11 protein-coding genes are annotated in these 13,662 nt (G+C 67.1%); 7 read left to right on the forward strand and 4 right to left on the reverse strand.

What is annotated here, in order from left to right; genetic code table 11:
• Positions 1-58 precede the first annotated feature (58 nt).
• A complete protein-coding gene (locus AC1DQJ_RS14790) occupies positions 59-2,176 on the forward strand; it encodes a M13 family metallopeptidase (protein WP_477604593.1) in 2,118 nt (705 codons plus the stop codon).
• Positions 2,177-2,250: 74 nt separating this feature from the next.
• The gene (locus AC1DQJ_RS14795; protein WP_477604595.1) at positions 2,251-2,988 is read left to right on the forward strand and encodes a TrmH family RNA methyltransferase; all 738 of its coding nucleotides are present in this window, start codon (positions 2,251-2,253) and stop codon (positions 2,986-2,988) included.
• Here AC1DQJ_RS14795 and AC1DQJ_RS14800 read toward each other — a convergent pair.
• Positions 2,985-3,401, reverse strand: coding sequence for a helix-turn-helix domain-containing protein (locus AC1DQJ_RS14800; protein WP_477604597.1), 417 nt, complete (start codon positions 3,399-3,401; stop codon positions 2,985-2,987). The genes AC1DQJ_RS14795 and AC1DQJ_RS14800 overlap by 4 nt on opposite strands.
• A gap of 439 nt (positions 3,402-3,840) precedes the next feature.
• Here AC1DQJ_RS14800 and AC1DQJ_RS14805 point away from each other — a divergent pair, with 439 nt between their 5' ends.
• Positions 3,841-6,255, forward strand: a complete 2,415-nt coding sequence (locus AC1DQJ_RS14805; protein ID WP_477604599.1) for an ATP-binding protein — start codon at positions 3,841-3,843, stop codon at positions 6,253-6,255.
• Positions 6,256-6,265: 10 nt separating this feature from the next.
• Here the strand turns inward: AC1DQJ_RS14805 and AC1DQJ_RS14810 are convergent, their stop codons facing one another.
• The gene (locus tag AC1DQJ_RS14810; protein WP_477604601.1) at positions 6,266-7,723 is read right to left on the reverse strand and encodes a flavin-containing monooxygenase; all 1,458 of its coding nucleotides are present in this window, start codon (positions 7,721-7,723) and stop codon (positions 6,266-6,268) included.
• A 188-nt stretch (positions 7,724-7,911) separates the two neighbouring features.
• Between AC1DQJ_RS14810 and AC1DQJ_RS14815 the strand changes: the two genes are divergently transcribed.
• The 4 genes from AC1DQJ_RS14815 to AC1DQJ_RS14830 all read left to right on the forward strand — a co-directional run bounded on the left by AC1DQJ_RS14815 (position 7,912) and on the right by AC1DQJ_RS14830 (position 11,933).
• The gene (locus AC1DQJ_RS14815) at positions 7,912-8,466 is read left to right on the forward strand and encodes a TetR-like C-terminal domain-containing protein (protein WP_477604603.1); all 555 of its coding nucleotides are present in this window, start codon (positions 7,912-7,914) and stop codon (positions 8,464-8,466) included.
• A 68-nt stretch (positions 8,467-8,534) separates the two neighbouring features.
• Positions 8,535-9,665 carry a ferritin-like domain-containing protein gene (locus tag AC1DQJ_RS14820; protein ID WP_477604605.1) on the forward strand — a complete coding sequence of 377 codons (1,131 nt, stop codon included), beginning with the start codon at positions 8,535-8,537 and terminating at the stop codon, positions 9,663-9,665.
• Positions 9,666-9,724: 59 nt separating this feature from the next.
• Positions 9,725-10,753 carry an NAD(P)/FAD-dependent oxidoreductase gene (locus tag AC1DQJ_RS14825; protein ID WP_477604607.1) on the forward strand — a complete coding sequence of 343 codons (1,029 nt, stop codon included), beginning with the start codon at positions 9,725-9,727 and terminating at the stop codon, positions 10,751-10,753.
• A 10-nt stretch (positions 10,754-10,763) separates the two neighbouring features.
• Positions 10,764-11,933, forward strand: a complete 1,170-nt coding sequence (locus AC1DQJ_RS14830) for an acyl-CoA dehydrogenase family protein (protein WP_477604609.1) — start codon at positions 10,764-10,766, stop codon at positions 11,931-11,933.
• A 29-nt stretch (positions 11,934-11,962) separates the two neighbouring features.
• Here AC1DQJ_RS14830 and AC1DQJ_RS14835 read toward each other — a convergent pair whose 3' ends face one another.
• A complete protein-coding gene (locus AC1DQJ_RS14835; RefSeq protein WP_477604611.1) occupies positions 11,963-12,649 on the reverse strand; it encodes an energy transducer TonB in 687 nt (228 codons plus the stop codon).
• A gap of 121 nt (positions 12,650-12,770) precedes the next feature.
• Entirely contained in the window at positions 12,771-13,592 is an 822-nt protein-coding gene (locus tag AC1DQJ_RS14840; protein ID WP_477604613.1) for an aldo/keto reductase, read from the reverse strand.
• Positions 13,593-13,662 lie beyond the last annotated feature (70 nt).

Genomic DNA, 13,662 nt, shown 5'->3' on the forward strand with positions numbered 1-13,662 from the left:
CCGCGTCGTATGAAGGTTCCAGTCTCGACGCCGGGGAGGGCGTCGCTAGGAGCCCTTGATGACCACCTGGAAGTCCCTGTTGCTGGGCGCCTGCGCGCCAGCCCTGCTTTCGGCCTGCGCAACCGCCGCGCCGCCGCCGCCAGTTGCCGAAGCCTCGCCCCCGCCGGTCGCTGAAGCCGCCAAACCCAAGCCCAAGTACGGCGCGTTCGGCTTCGATGTCGCCGGCATGGACCGCGCCGTCGCGCCTGGAGACAACTTCTTCGACTACGCCAATGGCGGTTGGGTGAAGGGCACGGAGATTCCGGCCGACCGCGGCAGCTTCAACACCTTCGCCGTCCTTGGGGACCTGGCGTCCGAGCGGACCCGGGCCATTATCGAGGATCAAGCCAAGGCGCAGCCGGCCGAAGGCACGGACGCCCGCAAAATCGGCGACTACTATCTGAGCTTCATGGACGAGGCGGCCATCGAGGCCGCGGGGCTGACGCCCCTCCGGCCTGAGCTCGCCCGGATCGCCGCCATCAAGAGCCGGTCCGAGCTGTCGCGTGAACTGGGCGCGACCCTGCGCGCCGACGTCGACGCCCTGAACGCCACCGACTACACCACCGACCGCCTGTTCGGCCTGTGGGTCGCCGAGGACATGAACGACACGTCGAAGTATCGGCCCTATCTGATGCAGGGCGGCCTCGGCATGCCCGACCGGGCCTACTACCTCGACGGCGGCGCCAAGTTCGAAGAGCTGCGAGGCAAGTACAAGGCGCACGTCGCCAAGATGCTGGATCTGGCCGGCTACAAGGACGCCGAAGCCCGCGCTGCGCGGATCCTGGCGCTGGAGACGGCAATCGCCAAGGCGCATTGGACGGTCGACGAGACCAGCACCGTCGCGAAGGCCAACAATGTCTGGACCCAGGCGCAACTGGCCAAGAACACGCCGGGCATGGACTGGAGCGCCTGGCTGGCGGGCGCGGGACTCGACCATCAGCCGGTGATCGGACCTTGGCAGCCGAGTGCGGTGTCCGGCATTTCCAAGCTGGTCGGTTCGCAGCCGATCGAGACCTGGAAGGACTATCTGGCCTTCCACGCGCTGGAGCGCAGCGCGCCCTATCTCTCGAAGGCGTTCGTCGACGAGCACTTCGTGTTCAATGGCACCGCCCTGGGGGGCACACCCCAGCAGCGCGACCGCTGGAAGCGGGCGGTCGACAACACCAACGCCGCGCTGGGCGAGGCGGTCGGCAAGATCTATGTCGAGCGCCACTTCACGCCCGAGGCCAAGGCCCAGGTGCAAGGCATGGTGAAGAACATCCTGGTCGCCTTCGATGCGCGCATCGACCGCCTCGACTGGATGAGCCCGGAGACCAAGGCCAAGGCCAAGGAGAAGCTGGCCAGCTTCCGCGTCGGTGTCGGCTATCCCGACAAGTGGCGCGACTATTCGGGCCTGTCGATCGTCCGTGGCGACGCCTACGGCAACTGGGTTCGGAGCGATCTATTCGAGTATCGCCGCAACCTGGCCAAGCTGAACGGCCCGGTGGATCGCGACGAGTGGTGGATGACGCCGCAGACGGTGAACGCGCTGAACCTGCCGCTGCAGAACATGATCGTGTTCCCGGCGGCGATCCTGGAGCCGACCTTCTTCGATCCCAATGCCGACGCCGCGGTGAACTACGGCGCCATCGGCGGGGTGATCGGCCATGAGGTGGTGCACGGCTTCGACGACACCGGCGCGCTGTTCGATGTCCACGGCAATCTGCGCAACTGGTGGACTGACGCCGACATGGCCCAGTTCAAGACGCGCGGAAAGGCCCTGGCCGATCAGTACAGCGCCTATGAACCGCTGCCGGGGCTGCACCTTAATGGCGAACAGGTGCTGGGCGAGAACATCGCTGATCTGGCCGGACTCGCGGTCGCCTACGACGCCTATTACCTGTCGCTGAAGGGGCAGCCCGCGCCGGTGCTGGACGGCTTCACCGCCGACCAGCGGTTCTATTTCGGCTGGGCGCAGAACTATCGCGCGAAGTTCCGCGAGGCCTCCCTGCGCCGCAACGTGCTCTCGGGCGTCCACTCGCCCGGCGAATACCGCGCCCAGACCGTGCGCAATCAGGATCCGTGGTATCCCGCCTTTGAGGTCAAGGCAGGGCAGGGGCTCTATCTGACCCCTGAGCAGCGGGTGAAGATCTGGTAGCGCAGGTTATCGAGGTCGAGGACGCGGACGACCCGCGCATCGCCGCCTATCGCGATGTGCGGGAACGCGACCTTGTGGGCCGCCAAGGCCTGTTCGTGGCCGAGGGCGAGGTGGTGCTGCGGGTGCTGTCGCGCTCGCGCTTGGTGCAGCCGCAATCGCTGTTGCTCGCAGCCAAGCGCGTCGAGGGGCTTGCCGACGTGATCGGGGCGCTACCGGACGAGGTCCCTGTGTTCGCGGCCGGCCAGACGGTGATGGACGCGGTGGTCGGCTTCCCGATCCACCGGGGCATCCTGGCGCTCGGACGTCGGGCGCAAGAACCTTCAGCCGCCGAACTGCTGGCGGGCCTGCCTGACGAGGCGTTGGTGCTGGTGCTGTGCGGCATCGCCAACCACGACAATATGGGCGGCTTGTTCCGCAACGCCGCGGCCTTTGGGGTCGATGCGGTGATCCTGGATCAGACCTGCTGCGACCCGCTCTACCGCAAGGCCATACGGGTTTCGGTCGGGGCGGCGTTGGTCATGCCGTTCGCGCGGCTGGCGCCGGGCGAGGACGTCCTGGATCTGTTGGAGGGGCATGCCTTCGAGGCCCTGGCGCTGAGCCCGCGCGGGCAGAGCGATCTGGCGCAGGCGACGCGACCGCGCCGCGCGGCGGTGGTGCTGGGCGCTGAGGGCCCAGGGCTGTCGGAAGCCCTGCTGGCCCGTGCCAGGACCGTCCGCATTCCGATGGCGGACGGCTTTGACTCGCTGAACGTGGCGGTGACCGCCGGCGTCGTCCTGCACCACCTCGCCTTTGCCGCGAGGCGGCCGGACTAGCGCGCGCGGCGGACGCTGGCCGGGCGCTCTTCAGATTCTTCGATCAGCGAACGGGTCAGGTTGAGAATGGCGGTGCGCATGGTCGGCTGTTGCACGCTCGCGAACGCCTCGAGCAGTTGCACGGCGCCCGGGACGGCCAGTTTCTCGAACAGGCTTTCATCGCTCATCGGGGAGGGGGTTTCGCCGACCAGCTCGCCGACGGTGGTGTCGAGCTTCTGAGCGATCCGGACCAGCATGGAGGCCGAAACGCGGTTCGCGCCGCGCTCGTACTTCTGAACCTGCTGGAAGCTCACTCCCAGGTGGTCTGCCAGGGTCGACTGCGAAATGCCAAGCCACTTGCGGCGGACGCGGATGCGGTGGCCAACGGCGACGTCAATCGGATCCGGCCCTTGATCCTCGGAAATCTCGTTCACTGACAAAGTCCCTAACCACGGACGCGCGACTGCGCATAACTAACTTACTGACATAGGCGAAACTAACGTCGCCACACCTATATCGTGAAAAGCGGGTTGCACTGCAACAGAAAGCGAATTTTCGCTTACAGCGCGAGTCTGGCGTGCAGGCAAACGGCGCTTTCGCGTCTAAGGCGTCCGAGGCGCGGCCTGAAGAAGGGCTTCGATCTGATCCGGGCACACTTTCGCAGACCTCTCCCGCGTGGGGGGGCGCGTCCTGAGATCGCGCCGCCCGCCTCCAGGCAGGGGCGCTGGCCATTCTGCCCGGCGCGCACTTCGGGGGCGCTTCGGCGGCGGCCGCGGTCGTTCGGCGCAGACCTGCTCCACTTCAAGGAGCCTTAACCTTAGTCACCCAACCTCCATCTCGCTGAATTCGATAGAATAAATAAGGGGGGTCAGCATGGGGGGCGACACGCCGGAGGCGCGTCCGTTCGGGCTTGAGATATCTCGGGCCGTTTGCGACCGCGCCACGCGGCTCGCCAAGTCCCTGTTTGACGCGCTCGATGCGCAGGTCATCTTCGTCAAGGACGGCGAGATCTGGCGCAGCCGCGATCCCGATGGCCGCATCCTGCGCGAACGCGACCGCACAGCAGAGACGGTCCAGGCCACCGGTGAGCCGCTGTGGGTGGCCGACGCCACCCAGGACCCGCGCTTCGCCAATTCGCCGGTGGTGGTTGGCCCGCCGCACTTGCGCTTCTTTGTGGGCGTGCCGATCCGGCTTGCGGACGGCACCACGCCCGGCACTCTGGCCGTCTACGGCGCCGCGCCGCGAGCTCACGATCCGGCTTTGGAGCGGCGCTTGAACGATATTGCCGACTTCCTGGCCGACGAATGGGCGCGAGCGCAGGCCAGCAAGGCGCGCGAGCAGAGCCGCCGCGAGCGCGACGCCATCCGCGGGACCCTTGGCGCCATCGTCTCGGCCATGCCGGTCGCCCTGGTCCTGACCGACCGCGATCTGAGAGTGATGGGCGCCAGCCCGCGCTGGATCAGTTCGGTGAAGCTGGAAGGCAAGCCCATCGTGGGGGAGGCTATCCAGGAACTTACGCCGCACATGTATGCCGCCTGGACGGACATCTATGCCAGGGTGCTGGCCGGCGAGAGCATAAAGGCCGATCGGGTGCCCGTCGTGGAGGACGGCGCGACCCGCTGGCACCGCGCCGAACTGGCGCCCTGGCGCAACGCCGATGGCGAGGTCGGCGGGCTGGTGATCGGCAGCTACGAGATTTCGGACATGGTCGAGGCGCTGGAGGCCACTGAGCGGTCCGAGCAGCGCCTGATGCTGGCGATGGAGATCGCCGATATCCACGTTTTCGAGATGGACTACCATCGGCGCGAACTGATCAAGGCCGGCGCCGAGGACACCTTCTTCACTGAGCCGAAGACCTACGACGAGCTCTATCGTGACATCTACGGCACCATCGACCCGCGCGATCGCGATCACGTCGAGGAAGCCTGGCGACGTCATCTGGAGGAGGGGGCGCCGTACAGCCCCGAGTATCGTCTGCTGCGCGCCGACGACCGCGAGGTGTGGGCACAGGGCGCGAGCCGGCTGATCGCCGACGGCGAAGGTCGTCCGATCCGCCTGATCGGAGCGTTGCAGAACGTCACCGAGCGCAAGGCCGGCGAACGAGCCCTTGTGCAGGCCAAGGAAGACGCCGAGGCCGCGAACCGCGCCAAGTCGACCTTCCTGGCCACCATGAGCCACGAGATCCGCACGCCCCTGAACGGCGTGTTGGGCATGGCCCAGGCGATGGCCGCCGAGAACGGCCTTTCGGAAATTCAACGCGAGCGGCTGGATGTGATCCGCCAGTCAGGCGAGACGCTTCTGGCGATCCTCAACGACGTGCTCGACCTTTCAAAGATCGAGGCGGGCAAGCTGGAACTGGAAGAGGCCGACTTCGATGTGGCCGCCCTGGCGCGGGGCGCCCATGCGGCCTTTACCGCCATTGCGAACAAGAAGGGGCTGTCCTTCGACCTGGTGATCGAGCCCGCGGCCCTCGGGGTCTATCGCGGCGATTCCACCCGTGTCCGGCAGATCCTCTACAATCTGGTTTCCAACGCCCTGAAATTTACCGAGCAGGGGGAGGTGCGGGTCAGCGTGGCGCGCGACCAAGCGGGTCTGCGCCTGAGCGTATCCGACACTGGTATCGGCATCTCACCCGACCGTCTGGCCAACCTGTTCCAGAAGTTCGAGCAGGCTGACGCCTCGACCACGCGCCGCTATGGCGGCACCGGCCTTGGCCTGGCGATATGCCGTGAGCTGGCCGGCCTGATGGGCGGCGCGATCGACGCCGACAGCCAGGTTGGACAAGGGACGACCTTCGTCGTGACCCTGCCTCTGTCCTGGATCGGGGCCAGCATCGTGCTGCCGACCCCGCCGACCGTCGAGCCCCACGCGTCGGAGGTCTCGGCCTGCGCCGAGCTGCGCGTGCTCGCGGCCGAGGACAACACGGTCAACCAGCTGGTGCTGAAGACCCTGCTGCACCAGATCGGTATCGACCCGGTGATTGTCGAAAACGGCGTCCAGGCGGTTGAGGCCTGGGAGCGCGAGCCCTGGGACGTGATCCTGATGGATGTCCAGATGCCGCTGATGGATGGTCCGACCGCCGCGGGCGTTATCCGCGCGCGGGAGGCGGCCGAGGGCCGCACGCGGACCCCCATCGTGGCGCTAACCGCCAACGCCATGGCACACCAGGTGGCCGAGTACCTGGGCTCGGGGATGGACGGCTTCGTACCCAAGCCGATCGAGGTTGGGCGGCTGTTCGAGGCGCTGCAGCAGGTCCTGGACGAGCGCGCAGCGGTCGAGGCCGCCTAGGGCCTCCGTCCTATTCCGCCGGTTCCCCGACCTTCAGCGGCTCGTAGGACTCGACGTCGAAGCGGGCGACTGCGTCGGCGTAGGCTTGGGCGGTGTTCGGCCAGTTGTTGAGGATCTTGCCCTCAGGCGTCTTGTACCAGCTGGTGCAGGTCCCGGCCCATGGGGTGTGGGCGAGCTCGGCCTGGATCTGGTCGTTGTAGCGGGCCATAGCCTCGGCCTTCACCGACAGCTGGCGGCCCTGGGCGAGGGCTTGCAGCACATAGCCGACCTGAGCCTCGATCATGTAGATGATCGAGTTGTGGCCCAGGTTCGTATTTGGCCCGTATAGCATGAAAAGATTGGGAAAACCGGCGACGGTGATCCCAAGATGGGCTTCTGGTCCGTTGCTCCAGGCTTGGGCGAGGGTGAGGCCCCCAGAGCCGGTGATGGCGGTCTCTCCCACGAACGACTTGGTCTCGAAGCCGGTGGCGTAGATCACCACGTCGGCCTCGTGCAGGACGCCCGTGGCGTCCACGACGCCCTGCGGCGTCATCTGTGCGATGGCCGCGGTGACCAGGGAGACGTTGGGGCGAGTGAGGGCCGGGTAGAAGTCGTTGGAGATCAGCACGCGCTTGCAGCCGATCTCGTAGTCCGGCGTGAGCTTGGCGCGCAGCTCGGGATCGACGACCTGGGCGTGCAGGTGCGCCAGCGGGATTGGAACCTCCTCGACCGGCAACGTCCCGGCGCGCTTGGCGACGAGCCGGTTCTCGGCCATCTGGAAGATATCGCTCCGGACCTTCACCATCGCGGCGGGGTTGTCGCGGAAGTTCGCCTTTTCGGCCTCGGTATAGGGCCGGTTCATGCGCGGGACGATCCAGTTGGGCGAGCGCTGGAACAGGGTCAGCTGGCCGGCGACCCTGGCCACCTCGGGCACGAACTGGATGGCGCTGGCGCCGTTGCCGATTACGGCGACGCGCTTGCCGGCGAGGACGACGGACGTCTCCCATTGGGCCGAATGGAAAGCTGGACCAGCGAAGGTCTCGCGTCCCTCGATCGGCGGCAGCTTGGGCCGATTGAGCTGGCCCCAGGCGGTGACGAAGGCGTTGGCCGTGAGCGTCGAGCCATCGGCCAGGGCGATGCGCCAGAGCGCCTCGCGTTCGTTCCAGGCCGCCCCGATCACTTCAGCATTGAGCTGGATGTGACGGTAAAGATTGTTCTTTTCGGCGACACCCTCGATGTAGGCGAGGATGTCGGGCTGGGCTGAATAGACCTCAGGCCAATCGGGATTTGGCTCGAACGAATAGGAGTAGAGGTGGCTGGGGATGTCGCAGCCGGCGCCGGGATAGATGTTCTCGCGCCAGGTGCCGCCGACGCGGTCGGCCTTCTCCAGCACGAGGAACGAGCTCTCGCCCGCGGCCGTCAGCTGGCGAGCCATGCAGAGCCCGGCGAAGCCCGCGCCCAGGATGACGACCTTGTACTCAGCGGCCATGGCGGCTCCCCCCATCACTATTGCGCGGGAGGCTAGTCAGGGCGCTATATGTGATCAACGGTTAGTTTGTCGCCGCAGCGGACGGTTCTCGACAACGCCACGCAGGCCAAGGACATTGGCCGCAATCAGGAGGACGAACAGCGATGCCCTGGGCTGACGCCCCGACCGCGCGCCGGCGCCCGTATCATGTGGGTAATCTACGCGCCCAGCTGCTCGACGAGGCGCGGGCGCTGTTGGAGGCGGGCGGCCGCTCGGAGTTGAACCTGCGGGCCCTGGCGGCGCGGGCGGGCATCGCAGCGGGCTCGGTCTATCACCACTATGCGTCCAAGGCGGCGTTGATGGCCGGCCTTGCGGCCATGGGCTTCCGAGAACTGGAGGCGAGCTTGCGTGAGGCGGCTGCCAAGGCGCCAGATGCGACGCCGATCCGGACTTCGGCCCTGGCCTATTTCGCCTTCGCGCGCGCCCAGCCGGCGCTCTACTCTCTGATGTTCGACACCGGCATGATGGCTGACCCGGAGGTGGCGGCCGCCCGTGACAGCGCCTTCGCTGTGCTGGAGTCGGTCATCGCTCAGGCCCCGAGCCAACAATCGGCGGACGAAAGCCTGATTCACAAGGTGGCGCTGGCGGTTTGGGCCTGCGGACACGGAGCGGCCTCGCTGACCCTGGCCGACGCGGAAGCTGCGGAATCGACCTTGATGGAGGACGTGATTCAGGGCCTGGAGGCGCTGTTCCGCCGACGTTGAACGACGCTATCCAAACGGTGTTCACAGGCGGAGCCTGCTTCCCACGCTGCATCGGGAGGAACCAGGATATGGCCGACGGCAACATCACCAAAGACGTCATGTATGACGCGGTGGCCCCGGACGACTTCGAATCCATGCTTGAGCTGGATCGCTACAACGCGCGCTCCACCGCCTTCGACAAGATCATCTCCGCGACCCACGATCACTTCTGGGATCCGCTCGACACCAAGTACATCGACTTCTCGGCGCCCTGGGACATGGAGAACGAGCCGCTCCTGCCCGATGACCAGATCATGAGCCTGAGCGTCCCCTACGTGCTCGACCATCTCGAGAAGACCGGTCAGAAGGCCAAGTTCATCAACGAGATGGCGCTGTGGAACTTCTCCTCGATCCTGCACGGCGAGCAGGGCGCGCTGAACCTGTCGGCCAGCCTCTGCCACGTGCTGAAGGACCAGGGCGCGCAGGAATACGCGGCCAACCAGACCCGCGAGGAAGCCCGCCACGTCACGGCCTTCGCCAAGTACATCAAGGCCCGGTGGGGCCGGCCGCGGCCCTGCGGCGCGGTGCTCAAGACCCTGCTGGTCGAGATCATCGAGGCTCCCGAGGTCTACAAAAAGATCATCGGAATGCAGATGCTGGTCGAGGGCCTAGCCATGGGCGCCTTCGCAGCGGGCTTCCAGTACAACCGCGATCCGCTGGCCAAGAAGCTGTTTCAGCTGGTGATGACCGACGAGGCTTTTCACCACAAGTTTGGGAAGATCTGGGCCGACCGCACCATCCCGAAGATGACCCAGGCCGAGCGCGACATGGTCGAGGACTGGGCCGCGCACTGCTTCCAGTCGCTGCTGTTCAACATGGGTTCGCCCAATCAACAGGCGGGGGTCTATGCCGACTTCGGGCTCGATCCGGACCGGGTGCGCGCAGAGATGGTGGTCCTGATCCAGAACGACGATCGCCGCCGCGAGCGGCTGAAGAGCCAGACCAACATCTTCCGGGTGCTCATCAAGACGCTGTTCAATTCGGGCCTGATCACCGAACGGACGCGAGCGTTCTACGCCACCTACGTGGACATGGACGAACTGAAGGCCGAGGGCGACAAGATGGTCGGCGACGACATCGCCGAGGAGGGGATCAAGTACCTCCAGGAGATCAACTTCAAGGACCGCTCCGCCGCGTCCATCACCATCGCCGCGGAATAGCTTCGCCCTGCCAGCGGTTCAGCGCTTGATTTCAAGCGCGAAGACCGCTGGTTAGGGCCATGAGCAAAGGCGCCAAGATCACCGTGGCCGGAGCCGGCGCGCTCGGCCTGACCACGGCTTTGGCCTTGGCGGACGCCGGGGCGCAGGTGACGGTCTATGACCCGGCCCCGGTTGGGGACAACGCCTCGGGCGTGGCGGCCGGCATGCTGGCCCCCGCCTTCGAGGCGGTGCTGGACGCGGGAGCCGCGCCGCACTTCGACCTGCTGCTCGCCGCCCGCGACCTCTGGCCCGCCCTGGAAGCGCGCATCGGCGTCGTCGCTGACCGTGCGGGAGCTGTGGCGGTGGGCGACGATGCGTTCCTAGCCAAGGTCGACGCCGGCCTGCGTGGGCTGGGCCTGCACCCCACCGAACTGGAACGCCGGGCGCTCGACGGCCTGGCGCCAGGCCTGGCGACCCAGTGGACCCGCGGTAGCCTTATCCGCGAGGACTGGCGGATCGAGGCCTCAACCACCCTTGCCGCCCTGCGAGGCGCGGCGCTGGCGGCCGGTGTGGAGTTCCGCCAGCAGCAGGCGACCGGTTTCGAGGGCGCTGAGCGGCTGGTGATCGCCACAGGCGCGAGCCGGGACCTGGCTGTGGTCGCGCCGGAGCTCGACCAGCTTTCGCCGATCAAGGGCCACATCCTGCGCACCCGCGAGCGGGCCTATGAGGGCGTGGTCGTGCGAGGCCCGGGAGCCTACGTCACCGCGGCGCCGGGAGGACTGACCATCGGCGCCACCATGCAGGCTGGGATAGACGACCGCATCGTCGATCCGGCCCAGGTCGAGCCGCTGAAGGCGGCGGGAGCGCGGCTGTTTCCGGACCTGGCGCAGGCCGACTTCGCAGCTGAGACCGGCGTGCGGGCGACGACCCCGGACGGCCTGCCGATGGTCGGGCGGGGTCGGCACCAGGGCGTGCTGCTGGCGGCTGGCGCGCGGCGCAATGGCTGGCTGCTGGCCCCGCTGGTCGCCAGGCTGATCACGGCTTGCGTGACGGAGGGGGAGGCTGGTCCCTTTGCCGAGAGGCTGAGCCCGGCGCGGTTCGGTAGGTAGGGAGAGGGTGATGAGCGGCTTCTGGTTGAGCGAGGAACAGGAAGCCATCGTCGAGAGCGTGACCCGGCTGTGCGCGGGGTTCGATGCGGACTACTGGCGGAAAACCGACGAAACCGGTGATTTTCCTGAAGAATTCGTTGCGGCCATGGCCGCCGGCGGCTGGCTCGGCACGGCCATGCCGACGGAGTTTGGGGGAGCGGGGCTGGGGCTGACCGAAGCGGCGCTGGTCATGCAGGCCGTTACGCAGTCTGGCGCGGGGTTTTCAGGGGCCAGCGCCATGCACCTGAACATCTTCGGACCAATGCCTATCGTCAGGTATGGCAGCGAGGCTCTCAGGAACCGGACGATACCGCGGCTGATGTCTGGCGAGGACAAGATCTGCATCGGCATCACCGAGCCCGACTCCGGCCTGGACACCACCAGCCTGACCACCCGCGCGGTGCGCACCAAGGACGGCTACGTGATCTCGGGCCGCAAGGTGTGGACCACAATGGCCCAGCGCGCCAACAAGATGCTGATCATCGCGCGCACCACGCCGAAGGATCAGGTGAAGAAGGCGACCGAGGGGCTCAGCCTGTTCTACACCGACTTCGACCGCAGCAAGATCAGCGCGACGGTGATCCCGAAGATGGGCCGCAAGGCGGTCGAGTCGAACAGCGTCTTCATCGACAACCTCGAGGTCCCCGCCGAGGACTTGATCGGCGAAGAGGGGCGAGGGTTCTACTACCTGCTGGACGGCCTCAATCCGGAGCGGGTGCTGTTCGGGGCCGAAGCCGTGGGCCTGGGCCGCGCGGCGCTGGCGCGGGCGGCGGGCTACGCCAAGGAGCGGATCGTGTTCGGCCGGCCGATCGGCCAGAACCAAGGCGTCGCCCACCCGCTGGCCAAGTCCTGGGCCGAACTGGAAGCGGCCAACCTGATGGCGTTCAAGGCCGCGGCGCTGTTCGACGCCGGGCGCGAGTGCGGGGCTGAGGCCAACGCCGCCAAGTACCTGGGCGGCGAGGCCGGATTCCACGCCTGCGAAGCGGCGGTGCTGGCCCACGGCGGCATGGGCTACGCCAAGGAATTCCACGTCGAGCGCTATTTCCGCGAAGCGATGATCGCCCGCATCGCGCCGATCAGCCGCGAGATGGTGATGAACTACATCGCCGAGCGGGTGCTCGGCCTGCCCAAGAGCTACTGAGAGCTATTGAGCAAGCCGAGCCTTGCCAATTAGCCGCCGAGGTTGAAGCGGATCGGGATCTGCACCGTGCCGCCCTCCACCGGCTGGCCGTCGCGGGTCATCGGGCTCATCTGGAAATAGGGCGCCAGCTTGAGGGCGGCGCGTCCGAAGCCCTCGTCGCCAGGGCTTTCGCGAACCACCAAGCAGCCGCTGAGCGCGCCGGCGGCGCTGACCTGGCAGGAGATCACCGCCGTGCCCCCGATCTCCCTGCGCACCGCCGGGTCCGGATAGAAGCGGGCGAACTCCTTGGCTCCCGGACGCTTGAGCCAGTTCGGAGCCACGATGCGCGGGGCGGCGGTCGGGGTTGGCGGCGCCGGCGGAGCGATCCTGGTCGGCGGATCGACCGGCGGAGGAGCCGGCGACGGATCCATCGGAATCTGGGTTGGCGGAAGGATCGATGAATCGATCGGCTGGCTGACCCGCGGGGTGACCGCGCGGGGCTGCTGGGCCACCACGGGCTCCGGCTTGGGCCTCAAGGTGACGGTCTCGACGTTGATGATCGGGCCTTCCGGCAGGGGCTCGATCTCGGGCGGCGACCAGGTCTTCACCGCCAGGTAGGCGGCCAGACCGCCGTGGACAATCACCGACAGCGCGATGGCGGCGGTGACGGCCGGAGACTTGCGATACTTCCGTAGAGCAGGACCTGCAGCGAACGGCAGGAACTGACGGACGACCATGGCGACCTCCCTTTGTTTTCATCGCTGAAACAAAGGGTCGCGCCTTGATCATGTTCGAAGCTTGGCCGTATGGGAGCGCAACCGTGGCGGATCGGTGGCGAACTTGCGGTGGTTTCGCCTATCAGCCGAACTTCAGCGGATCAGGACCGATCCGGCCGTCCGGGTCGTCCAAGCCGGCGATGGCGGCGAGGTCCTCGGCGTCGAGGGCGAAGTCGAAGACGTCGAAGTTCTGGCGGAGCCGTTCGGGGTTCGCCGACTTGGGGATGACCATCATCCCGCTGTCCAGATGCCAGCGGATGATCGCCTGGGCCGGGGTCTTGCCATGCTTGGCGGCGACCTTGCCGATCACCGCATCGGCCAGCAGCTTGCCCTGGCCGAGCGGACTCCAGCTCTCGGTGACGATCCCGAGCTCGGCGTGGGCCGCGCGCAGAGCGGTCTGCTGAAAGCGAGGGTGCAGTTCGATCTGATTGACCGACGGCGCGACGCCGGTCTCGGAAACGATGCGGCGCAGGTGGTTGGCCGCGAAATTGGAGACGCCGATCGACTTGGCGCGGCCCTCTTCCTTCAACCGCACCAACGCCTTCCAACTGTCGACATAGAGATCCTGGGTCGGGCAGGGCCAATGGATCAGGTAGAGGTCGACGCTGTCGCGGCCCAGGCGCTGCAGGGATTTGTCGAAGGCCCGCAGGGCGCGGTCGAAGCCCTGGCTCTCGTTCCACAGCTTGGTGGTCACCGCGACCTCGGCGCCCGCCTCGGCGCGCTTCAGCCCGGCGCCGACGCCGGCTTCGTTCTGGTAGACGGCCGCGGTGTCGACCTGACGATAGCCAGCCTCGACGGCGGCCTGCACGATGGCGGCGGCTTCGTCATCGGGCACCTGCCAGACGCCAAGGCCCAGTTGGGGAAGCGACGCGCCGTCCTTGAAGCCGATGAGGGGCTGGGTCATGAAGTCCGCCTTGTGCTGAAGCCTGCCGGGCAAGATCGTAGCGCCGCGATCGGGACGCAAGGCGCGAGCG

The organism is Phenylobacterium sp. P4_E10, from assembly GCF_056401675.1.